This is a genomic window from Pseudarthrobacter sp. NCCP-2145 (assembly GCF_023708005.1).
Taxonomy (GTDB): Bacteria; Actinomycetota; Actinomycetes; order Actinomycetales; family Micrococcaceae; genus Arthrobacter; species Arthrobacter oxydans.
This window is the reverse complement of sequence record NZ_BRCG01000002.1, coordinates 189777-205295: the sequence shown is the minus strand read 5'-3', so window position 1 is coordinate 205295 and position 15519 is coordinate 189777. Positions and strand designations below refer to the sequence as shown.

The window sequence follows — 15519 nt, the reverse complement described above, 5'->3', positions numbered from 1 at the left end:
CGCCCAGCTTTCCGAGTCCTCCGGGACGCGCGAACTGGTCCTTCCCGCCAACTACGTGGACGCGCTTGGATTCGCCGATGCCCAGGACGCCGTCGGCGCGGTGGTCCAACTGGGCATCACGGACGTGCTCGGTGCGCGGCACCAGGTGGACGGCACCGTCGTTGGAATCTCCCAGGAGAGCCTGCTGCCCTCCGGCGGCGGGGCCAACCCTGCCATGGTGTCAGCCCTGGCTGAAGCGCAAAGCGCCGGCATCGACACCGGCCCCGCCCGGTACCCCCTCGCCGTCGCCTACTTTGATCCGGCCCTTTCAAGCGCCCAGGTAAGCGACCTCCAGGAAAGTGTGGCGGCTGCCGGTTTTGGGGTCCAGACCATCCAGGACCAGCTGGGCGTCATCAAAACGGTCATTGACGGGATCATCGGCGTACTCAACGCCTTCGCCATCGTCGCCCTGGTGGCCGCGGCCTCCGGCATTGTCAACACGCTGCTGATGAGCGTGCAGGAACGCACCCGTGAAATCGGGCTCATGAAAGCCATGGGCATGCGGGCCGGCAAAATCTTCGCACTCTTCAGCCTCGAAGCTGCCTTCATCGGCTTCCTCGGCAGCCTGATCGGGGTCGCGGCAGCGGTGCTGGCCGGCAGCGCGCTGAACGCGGCGCTGTCCGCGGGACCGCTGTCTTCCCTGCCCGGGCTCAACATCCTCCTGTTCGAGCCGGGCGCCATCATGGGCATTATGCTGCTCATCATGGCTATTGCCTTCATCTCCGGGACCCTGCCGGCGAGCAGGGCAGCCAGGAAGAACCCCATCGACTCCCTTCGCTACGAATGAGAGGCAGGAACCACGCATGACAGACCAGCGGGAACCCGGCCTGCGCCAGCGCAAGCAGGCCGCGACGGCGCTCACCATTGAGCGGAGCGCCGTGGCCCTGGTCCAGGAGCACGGCTTCCAGGCCGTCACAGTGGACATGATCTGCGCTGCCAGCGGTGTCTCACAGCGGACGTTCTTCAACTACTTCAAGACAAAGGACCAGGCGATCCTCGGGGCCGAACCCGGCAGGCTGGATGAACGGCGCGTACGGGAGTTCCTGGCCTCGGACTCACCGGATCTGCTGGCTGGAATCCTGGACCTCCTGGCGACCCTCGCTCCCGTGGGCACCGAGGACAGGGCCCTGGCAGCAGACCGGATGGGCATTATCAGCCGCACCCCGGCCTTGATGCAGAAGGAGATTGAACGGCTTTCGGACGTGTACGAGGAGCTCAAGGAGGTCCTCTATCTCCGGCTGCGCCGCTCCGCGCCTGCAAACGAACCTTCGGAGGAGACGCGGGCCCAGAGCGCCTTGATAGCCCACCTCATTCCGGGAATACTCCGGTTCACCCTGGAACAGCAGAACAGCAGCAACCCGGGGCACCCGCATGCCGGGACGGAACAGCTCCTCGCCGGGGCGCTCCAGAAGCTGCTCCCCGCTGCTCCGGCAGGGGAAACTGCTGCCACGTGAGGCGGAGCCCCCGCGCGAGTCTGGCTCCAGCGCGGGGGCTCCCTGGTGCTTCCGTGTTGGGGAATAACGTGGAAACAGATAGAAACTTACAGCCGCCTAGAGTCCCGAAAGTCCATTTCGCAGGGTTGCCACAAATCTTGATTAAACATTGAGCAGGGCCCGTACAAGCAGTGCTGCCAGACGCAGCACCGTGCACAAGCAGCGGTGATTAAGCGCTTGCTTCAGGCCCTAATCGGCTTCGGGCGCATCCGTGGCGTCCGGATCCTCTTCGGGTTCAAACGTGTTGGGTTCGGCATCCGCGCCGATCCCCACGCCGTCATCCTTGCCGGGAACACCGCCGTCGCCCTTCCCCTGCGCAGTGGCCGTACCCTCCTGCGGATCATCCTCAGGCAGTGAATCTGGTGAGTTGACAGTCATCGCTCCTCCTTCATTGGCCGGTCCTTCACGCTAACAGCCCCCGGCAGGAAAGGCGCGGATACAGCCCAGGAATTTAAGGCCGACGGCGGACGGGCGCCGCCGCGCGGAGGATGATCTCCAGGCCCGCCGGACTTCCGGGCCAGTGCCGCTCAAGCACCCCGGGACCCGCCCGTTTGAGCACCGAACGAAGCACCAGCGCCACGATCACGGCGTCATCCGCATAGCCGATCACCGGAACAAAGTCCGGCACCAGGTCGATGGGGAGGAGCAGGTAGGCGAGCAGCAGCACCAGCCGCACCCGGACACCGGCGGCCAGTGTCCGGTCAGCGGCCAGCCTCCGGACCAGCCGGAGCAGGTCCGGGAGCAGGCGCAGCGCGTCCTTCATGGAGACGGTCTCGGGGTGGCGCCGCGCATAGATCCACAGGAGCACAAGGAGCACCGCGTACGCCAGCAGCAGGCCGGCCGCAATTCCGGCGACGGTTTCCCAGGTCATTTCCGCCTCTTTCACAGGGCCGGTGGTGGACGCCGGCTTCTGACTGAGGGTACGCCACGGAACGCTCCTGCTACGGCGTCATCCGGTAGCCCACGCCGCGGACGGTCTCCACCCAGCGGGGATTCTGGGAGCTGTCGCCCAGGCGCTTGCGCAGGTTGCCCACATGCACCTCGACGGCGCGTTCTTCCCCCGCGGTGACAAAGGAGCCTGTGTTGTACGGCTCGTTGCGGAGCCGCCGCACCAGGTCCGCCTTGGTCTGGACGGTCCGCCCGTTCTCCATCAGGACCAGGAGGATGTCGAACTGGGTGCGCGTCAGGTCCACGGGTTCCCCATTGATCGACGCCTGGCGGGACGCCTCATGGAGGGTCAGTCCCCGGTGGGCGAAATCGCAGCAGCCCGGCGCCGGAGGCGAACCGGGTTCACCCTCCGTACCCGCGTGCGGCCCGTGAGGGTCAGCGTGCTGGGCTTGCGGCGGTGAGTGCCGATCGCCCCTTCGTGGCGGAAGCGCCCGCTCCGCCGGCGCCTCCCGCAGGGTCCGCGGCCGCCGGAGCATGGCCGCAATCCGGGCACGCAGTTCACGCGGGCGGAAGGGTTTGGTGAGATAGTCGTCCGCGCCGGCCTCGAACCCCATCAGGGTGTCGGCCTCGTCCACCCTGCCGCTGACGATGATGAGGTAGGCGTCGCTGAACGTCCGGATCCGCCGGGACGCCTCAATGCCGTCAAAGTCCGGAAGGCCAACATCCATGGTGACAATATCCGGGTTGTGTGCACGGACGGCATCCACGCCTGCAACGCCCGAGGCTGTTGAATGGACGGCGAACCCAGACTGCTGCAGCACTTCCGTCAGCGTTGTCCTGATGTCGTCGTCGTCTTCCACCACCACGGCAACACCGCGCTCCACCATGCCACTCCCCCAAGCTTCACTTCACTTTTGCGCCCAGGTTTTCCTCAAGCACATTCAAGGAACATTCGGAGAAACGGGCAATATGGATTGCTTTTATTATTTCGCACCGTGGGACGGGTATGAGCCTAGCCCAGTAATTGCAAGTGAGCTTATTTGCTTCGTCCAAATTGAGCAGTTCTTGAGCTTTGGCAAATATTGCGTATTTACTGAGATTTGCCTCACTAAAAATTAAGTCTGTTGAGCTATTGCCTTCTGCAGAGTTTCTGGCCGAAGATCAACGTGTGCTCCTCAGGGGCGCAATTGCTCGCTGGGAGCAACCGAAAAGGGGCGTTTCATGGCTGATTTTCGCTTTTTTGTCTCACATCCCAAGCGCCGGACGAAACCGCTGGCAATGCTGGCAGCGGCCGCCGTCGCAATGCTTGCCTGCGTGCCGCCAGCCCAGGCAGCGGACACGACGCCCATGGATCCCAATCCGGGGCCCGCGGGCAACTTCGCCTGGAAGGGGTTCAACTGGGAGAAGCGGTTCTGGGGCGGCGCCCCGCAGTACAACAAGGCCTTCGCAGCCGCGAACGTCAGCAACCCGGACGCCAACGGCCACATCACCATGAACCTGACCAATCCCACCGGTGAAGCCCCGGTGGGAGCCGAGTTCCAGTCCACGCGGAAAGGGTTCGGGTACGGGACCTACAGCACCACCGTGGAAAAGAACCTGCAAACGCTGCAGAAAGAGGTGGTGTGGGGCTGCCTGTTCACCTACGATCCCCTCGCCGAACCGGGCTACAACGAAATCGACCTTTGCGAGGCGTCTGCTTGGGGCGGCGGCGCCGCGTACGGGCAATCCTGGCCGGTGACCCAGGGCCACGGCTACTGGTTTGATGCCACCAAGCCTCCCGGCGAGGGCAACAACACCACGGTCTTCGACGTCACGCCGGACCCGATCACCACCCACCGGATGGTGTGGGAGCCGGGGAAGATCAGGTTCGAAACCTTCGCCGGCGAAGGATTCGCCGGGAGCCTGCTGAAGCGCACCGTCCTGGAAGGGGCCACCGTCCCGGTGCCGGCCCAGGAGCAGATCCACTTCAACCTCTGGGTCACCGGGGGCGGCGGCGGGGATCCTGCCCGTGTAAAACCGGAAAGCGTGGTGATCAGGGATTTCTCCTTCGTCGCCGCTTCCGGCCCAGCGCCCGCGGAACCCGTCTCGGCTATCAAGCTGAGCGCCGCCACCACCAAGTCAAAGTCGGTCAGCACCACTACCCTTGCGTGGACGGGGGCCACCGGCACCAGCGTCACCCTCTGGATCAACGGGACATCGAAGACCGTGGCCAATACGGGCTCCTACGTCAACAAAATCAAGGGTGGCAAAACCACGTCCTACAAAGTGTGCGATGCCGCGGGGTGCTCCAACGTGGTCAGCGTGGTGACCTGACCCGCCTGTCTTAGCTGGAAACCTGGCATGCCGGCGGTTGGGCCGGTCATGGGAAACGCAGGGCGCCCGTGCGGACGCCCTGCGTTTCACTGGGGCTGGGCCCAGGACAGCCTTTGGCTTAGGCCTTGGTCCCGCGGACCGGGACGATCCTCTTGATGGCCAAGCCCAGCGCAAGGAGCGCAAAGGCCGCGAGTGCGAACCAGAACACGTCCCCCGCGCCGGTCATGGCGAGGGTTCCGGAACCGGCTCCGGCTGCTGCGGGAACTGCTGGATTGTTATACATGGTTCTTACCAGGCTTTCTTTTTGTTAAACGCTGCGTCTGTGTACGCCTTCGCGTGAACCAGTTGCAGGAAAAGGTCGATCACCAGCTCGTACATGGTGGCGGCCGCGAGCATGTATCTCCATCCCCGGAGCCGCACCGTCACCACCCGTTCGATCACGAAGACACCGGTCACGGCAAGCCAGAACGGCTGGATGTGCAGCCCTGCTCCCGTGCCCAGTGCAACCGCCACCGTGCTGAGGTAGCCGAGCGTCACCAGGACACCGGCCACCGAAAGAAACTGCCTCCCCCAGTAGGGCCGGGTGACCCGCGTCCAGCCGTACTGGACGCAGTTCTCCACCGCCCCGCGCTTCCACCGCAGGCGCTGCGCCCAGAGCTCCCGCCAGGTGGGCATGACCTCTGTCACCAGGGTGCAGTCGGCGGGGGATTTGATCCGGTACTTCAGCGTCAGCAGGGCAAAGGACAACTCGTTGTCCTCGGTCAGGACCGACGTGTCGTAGACGCCGCCCCTGCCGTTGCCAGGAGGGAGCGTGCCATCCAGCCTGGCTGCTGACACGTCACGGAGCGTCCGGACCCGGAACAGTGCGGCCGTGCCGGTGACCACCAGGCATTTGCCGTGCAGCCGCCGCACGTCCCTGGCGTACCGGGCGTATTCATTCCTCTGCAGGTGGCCAACGAACCCGCCGCCCTCGCCGCCCCGGAACACACCGCCCACGGCGCCAAGCCGCGAATCAGCCGTGAGGTGCCTCACCGAGCGCTCAATGAAGTCCGGCGAGAGCTGCGAATCGGCGTCCTGCACCATGATCATGTCCTCGGGTGCAGCCTCCGGCAGCAGTTCAGCGAGCACGAAGTTGAGGGCACCGGCCTTCTTGTCCGTATTCCCAACGGTTGATACCACCTCGGCGCCTGCCGCCAGGGAAATAGCTTCCGTTTTATCGGTGCAATTGTCTGCAACCACAATTACCCGGTCCGGGATTAGTGTCTGGTTTTGGAGGGACAAGAGCGTCGCATGGATTCCCGCGGCCTCATTGTGGGCCGGGATGATGACCGTGATCACAGGGGTGCCCCTGCCAAAAGCTCAAGCATGAATGATGCCTGTAATTGCGACGCCGCGCACATTTTTCCCCGCTGAAACCATTTGAAGTTCTATTGGCTTTGAGTGTTTCAACGCGAACTCAAATCACTTGCACAGAAGAAGCAAAGAAACTACAAGCTTCAATCAAGACGACCGCACGCACCTCACCGCAGGGATGCTGCGGCCTTGAGACTCAGGAGAGGCGCCGGGGTCTCCGATACCAGTAGGCGCCCGGCCTCGAGGGGCAACAAGAAGAACCAGAAGCGCACAGAATCCGCACAAAATCTCTTGACTACTCACGGAATGCACTGTTACAAATTATGTAACGTCCGTTCTGAAACGATACAAAACCTCTTGTCCTCATCAAAGGAAATGACCGTGACCCTTGCTGCCCCCACATCCAATAACCCAGGCTCTTCACCCACCCATGCCGGGTCGGCCAGGAAATCCCTGGCTGCCGGCCTCGCCGCAGCAGCCCTGCTGGGTGGGGCCGGCATGGTTGCCACCACGCCGGCCGCCTACGCCGAACCCAGCAACTACCGCTTCGACTTCGGGAGCGGGCCCGTGGAGCACGGGTACACCGGAGTCAGCGCCGCAGACGCCTACAGCCCCGAAGCCAGGTATGGCTTCAACACCCCTGAGCACATGGCCAACGTTTCCGCCAAGGGCACCGGGGCCGGGAGCGATGCCGTACGCTTCCTCCAGTTCGGGACCAAGAGCGCCAACACATTCAACGTGGACCTGAAGGAAGGCCTCTACAGGGTCACTGTCACGCTGGGCGACACCTCCCGGGCCAGCATCGCGGCCGAAGGCGTGTTCCAGGAAATGAACCTGACCGGAAACGGCGCCACGGCCTCCTTTGAGATTCCGGTGACGGACGGCCAGCTGAACCTGCTGGTTACGGAGGGCAAGGTTGGCACGGCCTTTACCCTGAGCTCGCTGGAGATCGACAAGGTCTCACGCCACCCGGAGATGGACCCCACCATCTGGGTGGGCGGCGACTCCACCGTGGCCAGCTACTACCCGCTGCACAACAGCATCCAGGGAGGCTGGGGCCAGATGCTGCCCCAGTACGTGGACCCGGCCGCGTTCGACATCCGGAACATGGCCACCGGCGGACAGATTGCCCGGGGCTTCCGCAATGACGGGCAGCTCGCAGCCATCCTCCAGTACATCAAGCCAGGAGACCTGTTCCTGCTGGAAATGGGCATCAACGACACGGCAGCCAAGAACGCCACCACGGAGGCGGAGTTCAAGGAGATCATGCGTGACATGGTCCGCCAGGTGGCTGCCACCGGTGCTACGCCGGTGCTGGTCACCCCGCAGGGCCGCGCCACGGACTTCGTGGACGGGGTACACACCTCGGTCAACCGCTGGTACCGCAACTCAACGGTTGCCCTGGTGGAGGAGGAAGGCGTGCACCTGGTTGACCTGAACGTCCTGGCGTCCGCCTACTTCACGAAGATTGGCCCGGAAGCCACCCTGGCGCTGTTCATGACGGGAGACACCCTGCACCCCAACCGGGCCGGCGCCTCAGAACTGGCGCGGCTGGTGGCAGAGGACCTTTCCCGCCAGGGCCGCTAGGGCAGAGTTGCTGGACCAGGACCGCCGAGCAGGATCTCTAGACAGGGTTTCCTGCATCACGTTCCCTGGACCCAGGGGTTCCTGGATCCAGTTTCCTAGATCCAGTCAGCGGAGAAGTCCTGCGGCGGCCACCATCGGGTCCGCGCCTGGACGTAGAACCTGCGGCCGGTGACTTCCGTGGGATTGATCCGGATCAGGTGCTCCTTGAGGCCGGATTCCCACGGTTCACGGTCCGGATCGGCCAGTTCAAGGGGCACGTTGCCGTCTGCCACGGGCTCGGGTATCCCTTTGACCACCACGCTCCACACTTCCGTGCTGTACGCGTTGAGCCCGTCTGTTTCCAGGGCCACGAGGGTTCCTGCAAGCAGGGAGTACAGCTTGGTGCCGGGGGCGGTCCTGAAATACAGGGCCCCTTCCGCGGGTACAAAGTTCACGGGGAAAATTTCCGGGGTGGTTCCGTTAATGACTGCCAGCCTGCCGATGTAGGAGGAACGCAGGTACTTCCAGCATTCCTCCTCGGGAAGGATTTCAGTTTTGGGTCCCGAGGGTGAGTTCTCCATGGCCCGAAGTCTAGGCCTCCGTGAACCGGCGGGAGTAGGGTCTTCCTTCCCGTGCGCTGAAGCCCGCTCAGCCTGCCTGCCCCGGCGGGCGGATGATCCGGCGCCGGGTGGCGGCCGCGATGGCTGCCGTCCTGTTGTCCACGCCGAGCTTCCCGTAGATGTGGACCAGGTGCGTTTTGACCGTGGCTTCCGAGATGAACACCTGTTTGGCGATGGCGCGGTTGGACAGCCCCGTGGCCAGCAGTTCGAGCAGCTGGACCTCCCGCGGGGTGAGTGAGGTGCCCGGGTTGGTGATGCGTTTCATGAGCAATGCGGCGGCCCGCGGTGCCAGGACTGTTTCCCCCGCGGCCGCAGCGAACACGGCCTGCCTGATCTGCTCCGGCGGGGCGTCCTTGAGCATGTAGCCGCTGGCGCCGGCCTCTACGGCGGAGAGGATATCGGCGTCGGTGTCGTAGGTGGTCAGGATGAGGACGGGCGGGGGCGCAGCCAGCTTCCGGATCGCGGCGGTGGCGGCTACCCCGTCCATGCCCGCGCCCATCTGCAGGTCCATCAGCACCACGTCCACGCCTTCGCCCAGCATCCCCAGGCGCGAGAGTTCCTTCAGGGCGGCTTTCCCGTCCGCGGCCTCCGCTGCGATGGAGATGCCGTCAAACTCGGTGAGCATGGCCCTCAGGCCGGCGCGGACCACAGGATGGTCGTCCACCAGCAGGACGCGCACGTCAGTCACCGGCGTCTCCCCCGGCAGGGTCGAGCGGCAGGCGGATGGCCACCACGGTTCCCTCGCCCGGGGCGGTCTCCAGCTCCAGGGAACCGCTGAGGGCTTCTACCCTTTCCCGCAGTGAACGGAGGCCGAATCCGCTGCCGTCCGCGCCGCCGTCGTGCCCTGCCCTTGCTGTTCCAGCCCCAGCGCTTCCTGTCCCGGCAGCTCCTGTCCGGGAGCTTCCCGCCCCAGCGCTTCCTGCCCCGGCAGCTCCTGCCCCGGCGGCGAGGTCAGGGTCAAAGCCCACGCCGTCGTCGTAAATGTCCATGGTGACTTCCGTGCCAAGGAAGGTGAGCGTGACCACGGCGTTGCCTGCGCTGGCGTGGTCGCGGACGTTCGCGAGGCTCGCCTGGGCCGCGCGGAGCAGCGCCACCTGGTGCGGTTGCGGCAGTTCGGCCGGCTCCCCGTCCACCTCCAGCCGGCAGCGGAGCGCCGCTCCCCCGGCCGCTGCGCTCCGTCCGGTCTCTTCGCAGAGCCGGCGCAGGGCCTCCACCAGCGTGGTGTCGTGCAGCTGGGGGGAGGAGAGGCCGCGGACAAAGCTCCGGGCTTCGGCCAGGTTGTCTGCGGCCGTCTGCTGCATCAGCGCCACCCGCGACGCGGCGGTTACCGGATCCCCGTGCGCCAGCGACTGCTCCGCAGCCCGTGCAAGCAGCACGATGCTGGAGAGGCCCTGCGCCAGGGTGTCGTGGATTTCCCGGGCCAGCCGCTCCCGTTCCGCCAGCACCCCGGCTTCATGCTGGGATGCCGCCAGTTCCTGGCGGGTGCGGCGCAGTTCATCCGCGGCCCGCCGCTGGTTCTCCGCCTCCCGGTACAGCGCAACATACGCAAGGCCGGTGATGACGGCGAAGGCGGCACCAAACAGCGGGCCGACGACGGCGGCCGCGTGCGGAACCGGGTCACCGCTGGCGGACCACTGGGAGGCGATGACCGCGGCTGTCATCAGTGCGATGGTCAGCAGCGCGGCACGCCGCGGCAGCAGGTGCAGATGCAGGAAGAACAGGGGGAACGCCAGCCACGCAAAGTCGGCGCTCCCCGCCAGCAGGAGGACCCACAGCGCTGTCACCGCCGCCAGCCACTGGAGGCCGTAGCGGCGGGGATTGAACCGGATCCGGCCCGCGGCGTGGCGGTGTTCCAGCACGGTCCCGGTGAGGTACACCGCCGCCAGGACCAGCGCCAGGCCCGACCACAGGAACGGGAAGGAGCCCCGGGGGCCGGGCGCCAGCAGCCGGACCACGCCCACCACCAGCAGGGCTGCGAACCCGATGTGGAGCGTGACCCTCAGCACCCTCAGGATCGCCTCCGAGGACGCCGATTCCACTGCGCTCAGGGGGTCCTTGGGTGCATGGGCGCCGGAGGAGCCAGTGCCTGCGGCGCCGGGTCTGCCGGGTCCGCCGGAAGTGTTCAGGGCAGGGGTGGCGGACATGCCACCAGCTTATGCGCGCCCGGCCGGCGGAGGGTCAATCAAAAGGTTGACCCCGGGTTCCACCTTTCCTCCGTGGCGGATCAACTGCCCGCCCGATGGACCGCGGGCGGGCGGACGGGACAGTGGATGGAGACCTTATCCACTGGAACCAACCGAGAGAAGAACAACGTGTTTCTGGCAATCCGCGACATCCGTTTCGCCAAGGGCCGGTTCGCCATGATGGGCGGCGTGGTGGCCCTGATTACCCTGCTCCTCGTGATGCTGTCCGGCCTGACTGCCGGTCTGGCTGAACAGTCGACCTCCGCCATCGGAAAGCTGGGGGCTGCCGCCGGCGCGCCCGTGGACACCGTGGTGTTCGGGGCCCCCGGCTCCAACGCCCCTAAAGCCTCATTTACCGAAAGCACCGTGACGGCGGCCCAGGCGGAGAGCTGGCGAAACCGGCCGGGTGTCCGCGCTGCCGAGCCGGTGGGGATCACCCAGACCCGGGCCCAGGGTGCGGGCGCCGGCTCGGGCACCACCAATGTGGCCGTGTTCGGGGTGGCACCCGGCAGCGGGCTGGCGCCCGTGGACGTAGCCGCCGGCACCGCTGTGGTGGGCGCCACGGTGGCTGAAGCCCTGACCCTCGAGCAGGGGGACGCCCTGAGCATCAGCGGGGTGGAACTTGCCGTGGCCGCGGTTGTTGAGGACCAGTGGTACGCCCATACGAGCGTTGTGTGGACGGCGCTTCCGGCCTGGTCCGGGCTGGCCCACGTGTCCGACGGCGGCCAGCTTGCCACCGTTATTGCCGTCACCTACCAGGACGGCGCGGAAGTGGATGAGGCCGCCGCGGATGCTGCGGCGAATACGGTCAGTGCCTACCGGACGGATTCCTTCCAGGCGCTGGGCTCGTTCAAGAGCGAGAACGGCTCGCTGACCCTCATGCAGGCCTTCCTCTACGGCATCTCATCCCTGGTGATTGTGGCGTTCCTGACCGTGTGGACCATCCAGCGGACCCGCGACATTGCCGTCCTGAAGGCCATGGGGGCTCCGGGGGCGTACATCCTGCGCGATGCCATCACGCAGGCGGCGATCGTCTTGGTGGCCGGGGCCGTGCTGGGCGGGACTGCCGGCGTCGCGGCCGGGCTGCTTGCCGCCCAGGCGGCCCCCTTCCTCCTCAGCCCTGCCACCACGCTGCTTCCCGTCGTCGGGATTGTTGCCCTGGGGCTGGCCGGGGCAGCGCTGGCTGTCCGACGCGTCACCAAGATCGATGCCCTGCTGGCCCTCGGCGGCAACTGACGCCCCCACCTCCCCAAACTCCAATCCTGTGAAAGGGAACCCGATGCTTGCCTGCTCCACCCCTGCTCCGCTGGAACTGCTCAATGTCACCCTCGAATACCCGGACGGCGGCGGCACCACCACCGCACTGGACCGCGTCAGCCTGGCAGTCCCCGCCGGGCACGTGGTGTCACTCGTCGGACCGTCCGGCTCCGGGAAATCGAGCCTTCTTGCCGCAGCCGCCACCCTGGTGCGCCCCACCAGCGGGCAGGTGACCATCGACGGCACTGACACAACCGGCCTCCCGGACAGGGCCCTCACGGCCTTGCGGCGCAGCAAGGTGGGCATCATCTTCCAGCAGCCCAACCTGCTCCCGTCACTCACGGCTGCCGAACAGCTCATCATCGGCGACCACCTCCGCGGAAAGCCCGTGAAGGCCGCCCGGAAGAAGGCCGCCGGACTCCTTGACGTCGTCGGCCTGTCCGCGAGCGCCGGGAAGCTCCCCCACCAGCTCTCCGGCGGTCAGCGCCAGCGGGTCAACATCGCCAGGGCGCTGATGGGGAACCCGAAAGTCTTGCTCGTGGACGAGCCGACGGCGGCACTGGACCACGAGCGCAGCGCCTCAATCATCCGGCTGCTGTGCCGGGTGACCGCCGAGTTCAACGTGGGCACCGTGCTGGTCACGCATGACACGGAGTTTGTTCCGCTGACCGATGCCGTGGCCACCATGCGGGACGGGGCGCTCACTGCCCCCGTGCTGACCGGCGCCTGAGGCACGGATGGCCCCGGCGGGATCTCCGCCGGGGCCATCCGGCAACACCGGCACGTTCACCGGCTGTTGCCTTCCGCTTATCCCTTGGGTGTCACCTGCAGCCTGTCGAAGGAGACCTGCTTACCGTCCTGGTCGAGGACCACAACGTCGTCGCGTCCGTTCTGGACGTCTGCCGGCAGGATGAATTCCACCGTGTTGTCCGTGGTGGGAAAGATCCACCCGATGCGGTGGCTGTGCTTGTTGAGGTAGACGTAGTACCACTGGCCGTATTCGAGGCCGTTGAGGACCACTTTCTGGCCGTTGCGGTATTTCTCCGCCGTGCCCAGATCAAACGGCGGAAGCTGTTCCTCGAGGTCCTGCACGGTCAGCGCGGGAGCGGTGTCCGGGCGCGCCGGCTGCAGGTCCAGGACAGTTTCGCCACCGGCCAGTGTTGCGGAGACCTGCTGTGTGCCGTTCGCGGCGGTTGCCTTGAGCTCCACAGCGTCCAGCCGCCCGGCGGCGATGTCGGCAGCGGTCAGGACGTAGTCGCGGGTTGCCGTTACGGTGCCGCCCACCCCGAGGCTTGGTTCCTGGATGGAGGCGTCGGGTGCGCTCAGTTCCGTCAGGGAGACATTGCCCGCGTTGCCCAGGGTGTAGGTGTACGTGACGGTGTCGCCTGCGGAGGCATACCGGTCCCCGTCGGTGTCTTTCCACTCCGTTGCTACGGTGCCCTCAAGCCGTGGATCACGGACCTTGAGGTCCACTTCCCCGCCATCAACGGTGTAGGTCCGCGCAGTCTGCCCGGCAGAACTGACCTCCCATGTGGTGGCCGGAACAAAGAAGCCCTGTTCGGCTTCGGCGGCGGTGACTTCATGGCGCGGGGTGGTGCAGGCGTAGCTCTGGCCGGCCGGCAGCACACCGTAGCGGCAGTTGCCGGGGCCTTCGGGGACGAAGGGGCTGAAGTTGCCGGCCGTGGGAACGACTTTTTCGGTCAGCGGGCTGGTGTTGGCCACATTGAATGTGTAGGGAAGGGCTTCCCCGGCGGTGTAGGGCTGGGTGGCCAGGTCACGGCCGGCGTCGTTGCGGGCGCCGCTGATGTCCGCTGCAACCAGTCCGTCCCGCAACGCAACGGCAGCACCGGTAAACGTAACCGTCTTGGTGAGCGTCGGCGTCGAGCTGGCTGTGATGGTGAAGCTCGCCTGTGGGACGAAGTAGCCGCGCGCGATGTCCTCGGCCGTCAGCGTGTGCTTTGCCGTGGTGCAGTTGTAGCTGGCACCAGCGGCAAGGTTGTTGTAGCGGCAGTTGGGAGCCGACGGCGGCAGGAAGCCGGCGTCGAAGGTGCCGGACACGGGCACCGAGTTCGCCGTAACGTTGGCCGTGCTCTTGACGTTGAACGAATAGCCCAGTACCTCGCCCTCACGGTACGGGTTGGCGATGACGTCCCTGGCGGGTGCGGTTCCTGTGACGGAGAGGCCCACCTGCTGCGCGACGGGAACGGTGGCCGTGAAGGTGTGCTGGGAGACCCGGCCGTCCGCCGTCGTGACGGCCGCGTTGAGGTTTTGTGGACCGCTGGCGCTGGTTGAGGCGGTCAGGTCGACGTTGACTGTCACCGCGGCGCCGGGCGCGACGTCGGGAACGGGAACCGTGGTGGCGGACCAGCCGCTGGGGGTGTAGACCGTGGCGTTGGCGCCCGAGAGCGTGGTGGCTTCCTGGTTGGTGATGGTGACGGGGACCTGCTGGGTGGCCCCGGGTGCGGTGGTGACAGCCGGTACTGACAGCGGCGCGCAGACGTAGTTCAACCATGCGTCGTCGAACTTGGAGAACGTGATGTTGTCCGTGTAGTTGCCCTCGTACAGGACCCCGAACTGTCCGTCTTCGAGCCGGGTCACGGTGGAGTACGCGGAGAAGCCCGGGCGGATGGTTCGGACCCCTGGCCAGGTGGCGCCGTCGTCGCACGAAATGCGGGCCGATACGTTCTCCCGGCCGGTTTTGGAGTTGGAGTTGGTGAAGATCAGCTTCCTGGCGTCAGCGGACCCTTGCGCCGCTGCCGGGTACATCCGGGCGATGGCCCCGTTGTTGGCCGGGTCCGGGAGTTCCGTGTCCTGCGTTACGGGGCCGTAGGTGGCGCCGCCGTCGGTGGAGATCGCCACTTTGCGGTAGCCCTGGTTGGCGTTGTCGCGGGAATTCAGGAGGACCCGGCCGTCCGAGAGTTCCACGGTTTTGTTTTCATCCATGCGGTCACCCACGTTGGCGCCTTTGTGCCAGGTGGCGCCGTGGTCATCCGAGTAGACGCTGTAGGCCTGGATTTTGTTGGTGCCGTCAGCCTGCCGGACATCACCGGCGTACTGCTGGATCAGGCGCCCCTTGTACTGGCCGTACTTGAGCTGGATCCCTTCCCCGGAGGAGGCAAAGTTTGAGCGGACGTCACCGGCTGCGGGGTTCGTTTTGCTGGTGCCGGGCTTAGTGACGCTGGTGATCAGCCGCGGCTGGCTCCAGGTGACGCCGCCGTCGGAGGACTCGATAACGGCGGAGGAAATGACGCTGCGGTCAGCATCGTCGTTTCCGTACTGGCTGCCGAAGAAGCCCTGGTCCTTGGAGTAGACGAAGAAGTTGAACACCTTGCCCGTCTCGGCGTCAAAAATGTAGGAGGGATCGCTGTAGCCGTATTTGGGGGTGGTGGAGTTGCCGGGGTGGCCAGCAGCGATGACCTGCACGGGGCCCCAGGTGCGGCCGCCGTCGGTGCTGCGCCGCTGCACGATCGAGTTGGGATTCGGGGCGTCGGCGGCGCTTCCGGGCCTGCCGTCCCAGGAGGCCAGGACCACGCCGTTTCCCAGATATGTCATGGCCGGGATGCGATAGAAGAAGTTGCTGGCGGTCCGGTCTGCCGCCAGGTTCATTTCCGAAAAAGTCCCGGGAGGTGCGGTGGGGCTGTTCGGCGGGATGGGGGCGGCCTGGGCTGCGGGAACAGTTCCGGCCAGCAGGGCGAGGGCCAGTGCCCCTGCTCCTGCGCTCCTTCCCATCACTGTTATGCGTCTGGTTCTTCTCTTCGTGGAACCCAAATCATGTGTCCTTTCGGGGAGCCGCTGCATTGCGGGCCT

15 protein-coding genes are annotated in these 15519 nt (G+C 65.9%); 6 read left to right on the top strand and 9 right to left on the bottom strand.

Annotation, left to right across the window (positions count from 1 at the left end; all coding sequences use genetic code 11):
• Window positions 1–55: 55 nt before the first annotated feature.
• Window positions 56–826 carry an ABC transporter permease gene (locus NFU08_RS02460; protein WP_251420482.1) on the top strand — a complete coding sequence of 257 codons (771 nt, stop codon included), beginning with the start codon at window positions 56–58 and terminating at the stop codon, window positions 824–826.
• Between the two features lie 16 nt (window positions 827–842).
• The gene (locus tag NFU08_RS02455) at window positions 843–1493 is read left to right on the top strand and encodes a TetR/AcrR family transcriptional regulator (RefSeq protein WP_251420480.1); all 651 of its coding nucleotides are present in this window, start codon (window positions 843–845) and stop codon (window positions 1491–1493) included.
• 228 nt (window positions 1494–1721) lie between these two features.
• On the opposite strand, the gene NFU08_RS02450 is transcribed toward NFU08_RS02455, so the two are convergent.
• The 3 genes from NFU08_RS02450 to NFU08_RS02440 form a co-directional block, all read right to left on the bottom strand.
• Window positions 1722–1910, bottom strand: a complete 189-nt coding sequence (locus NFU08_RS02450) for a hypothetical protein (protein WP_174175024.1) — start codon at window positions 1908–1910, stop codon at window positions 1722–1724.
• 73 nt (window positions 1911–1983) lie between these two features.
• A complete protein-coding gene (locus tag NFU08_RS02445; protein ID WP_251420477.1) occupies window positions 1984–2403 on the bottom strand; it encodes a YkvA family protein in 420 nt (139 codons plus the stop codon).
• Window positions 2404–2473: 70 nt separating this feature from the next.
• The gene (locus tag NFU08_RS02440; RefSeq protein ID WP_251420474.1) at window positions 2474–3307 is read right to left on the bottom strand and encodes a response regulator transcription factor; all 834 of its coding nucleotides are present in this window, start codon (window positions 3305–3307) and stop codon (window positions 2474–2476) included.
• 334 nt (window positions 3308–3641) lie between these two features.
• Here NFU08_RS02440 and NFU08_RS02435 point away from each other — a divergent pair, with 334 nt between their 5' ends.
• The gene (locus NFU08_RS02435; RefSeq protein ID WP_251420472.1) at window positions 3642–4733 is read left to right on the top strand and encodes a hypothetical protein; all 1092 of its coding nucleotides are present in this window, start codon (window positions 3642–3644) and stop codon (window positions 4731–4733) included.
• A 118-nt stretch (window positions 4734–4851) separates the two neighbouring features.
• On the opposite strand, the gene NFU08_RS02430 is transcribed toward NFU08_RS02435, so the two are convergent.
• Window positions 4852–5016 (bottom strand): hypothetical protein, encoded by a 165-nt coding sequence (locus NFU08_RS02430; protein WP_174175030.1) that lies wholly within the window; start codon window positions 5014–5016, stop codon window positions 4852–4854.
• A 5-nt stretch (window positions 5017–5021) separates the two neighbouring features.
• A complete protein-coding gene (locus NFU08_RS02425; protein ID WP_251420469.1) occupies window positions 5022–6071 on the bottom strand; it encodes a glycosyltransferase family 2 protein in 1050 nt (349 codons plus the stop codon).
• A 396-nt stretch (window positions 6072–6467) separates the two neighbouring features.
• Here NFU08_RS02425 and NFU08_RS02420 point away from each other — a divergent pair, with 396 nt between their 5' ends.
• Window positions 6468–7673 carry a rhamnogalacturonan acetylesterase gene (locus NFU08_RS02420; RefSeq protein ID WP_251420466.1) on the top strand — a complete coding sequence of 402 codons (1206 nt, stop codon included), beginning with the start codon at window positions 6468–6470 and terminating at the stop codon, window positions 7671–7673.
• Window positions 7674–7768: 95 nt separating this feature from the next.
• Here NFU08_RS02420 and NFU08_RS02415 read toward each other — a convergent pair whose 3' ends face one another.
• The 3 genes from NFU08_RS02415 to NFU08_RS02405 all read right to left on the bottom strand — a co-directional run bounded on the left by NFU08_RS02415 (window position 7769) and on the right by NFU08_RS02405 (window position 10416).
• Window positions 7769–8233, bottom strand: a complete 465-nt coding sequence (locus NFU08_RS02415; RefSeq protein ID WP_251420463.1) for a pyridoxamine 5'-phosphate oxidase family protein — start codon at window positions 8231–8233, stop codon at window positions 7769–7771.
• 67 nt (window positions 8234–8300) lie between these two features.
• Window positions 8301–8960: a response regulator transcription factor gene (locus NFU08_RS02410; protein ID WP_285835559.1), complete on the bottom strand. Its 660-nt coding sequence runs from the start codon at window positions 8958–8960 to the stop codon at window positions 8301–8303.
• Window positions 8953–10416, bottom strand: a complete 1464-nt coding sequence (locus NFU08_RS02405; protein ID WP_397425006.1) for a sensor histidine kinase — start codon at window positions 10414–10416, stop codon at window positions 8953–8955. The genes NFU08_RS02410 and NFU08_RS02405 overlap by 8 nt, the downstream gene beginning before the upstream one ends.
• Before the next feature lie 168 nt (window positions 10417–10584).
• Here NFU08_RS02405 and NFU08_RS02400 point away from each other — a divergent pair, with 168 nt between their 5' ends.
• Both NFU08_RS02400 and NFU08_RS02395 read left to right on the top strand, forming a co-directional pair.
• Window positions 10585–11691 carry an ABC transporter permease gene (locus tag NFU08_RS02400; RefSeq protein WP_251420460.1) on the top strand — a complete coding sequence of 369 codons (1107 nt, stop codon included), beginning with the start codon at window positions 10585–10587 and terminating at the stop codon, window positions 11689–11691.
• 43 nt (window positions 11692–11734) lie between these two features.
• The gene (locus NFU08_RS02395) at window positions 11735–12442 is read left to right on the top strand and encodes an ABC transporter ATP-binding protein (RefSeq protein WP_251420637.1); all 708 of its coding nucleotides are present in this window, start codon (window positions 11735–11737) and stop codon (window positions 12440–12442) included.
• 77 nt (window positions 12443–12519) lie between these two features.
• On the opposite strand, the gene NFU08_RS02390 is transcribed toward NFU08_RS02395, so the two are convergent.
• Window positions 12520–15441, bottom strand: coding sequence for an exo-alpha-sialidase (locus NFU08_RS02390; RefSeq protein ID WP_251420457.1), 2922 nt, complete (start codon window positions 15439–15441; stop codon window positions 12520–12522).
• Window positions 15442–15519 lie beyond the last annotated feature (78 nt).

Bases quoted from the DNA above. Each gene is read 5' to 3' on its own strand.
- NFU08_RS02455 (WP_251420480.1), top strand. From the start codon at position 843: ATGACAGACCAGCGGGAACCCGGCCTGCGCCAGCGCAAGCAGGCCGCG.
- NFU08_RS02450 (WP_174175024.1), bottom strand. From the start codon at position 1,910: ATGACTGTCAACTCACCAGATTCACTGCCTGAGGATGATCCGCAGGAG.
- NFU08_RS02445 (WP_251420477.1), bottom strand. From the start codon at position 2,403: ATGACCTGGGAAACCGTCGCCGGAATTGCGGCCGGCCTGCTGCTGGCG.
- NFU08_RS02440 (WP_251420474.1), bottom strand. From the start codon at position 3,307: ATGGTGGAGCGCGGTGTTGCCGTGGTGGTGGAAGACGACGACGACATC.
- NFU08_RS02435 (WP_251420472.1), top strand. From the start codon at position 3,642: ATGGCTGATTTTCGCTTTTTTGTCTCACATCCCAAGCGCCGGACGAAA.
- NFU08_RS02430 (WP_174175030.1), bottom strand. From the start codon at position 5,016: ATGTATAACAATCCAGCAGTTCCCGCAGCAGCCGGAGCCGGTTCCGGA.
- NFU08_RS02415 (WP_251420463.1), bottom strand. From the start codon at position 8,233: ATGGAGAACTCACCCTCGGGACCCAAAACTGAAATCCTTCCCGAGGAG.
- NFU08_RS02405 (WP_397425006.1), bottom strand. From the start codon at position 10,416: ATGTCCGCCACCCCTGCCCTGAACACTTCCGGCGGACCCGGCAGACCC.
- NFU08_RS02395 (WP_251420637.1), top strand. From the start codon at position 11,735: ATGCTTGCCTGCTCCACCCCTGCTCCGCTGGAACTGCTCAATGTCACC.
- NFU08_RS02390 (WP_251420457.1), bottom strand. From the start codon at position 15,441: ATGGGAAGGAGCGCAGGAGCAGGGGCACTGGCCCTCGCCCTGCTGGCC.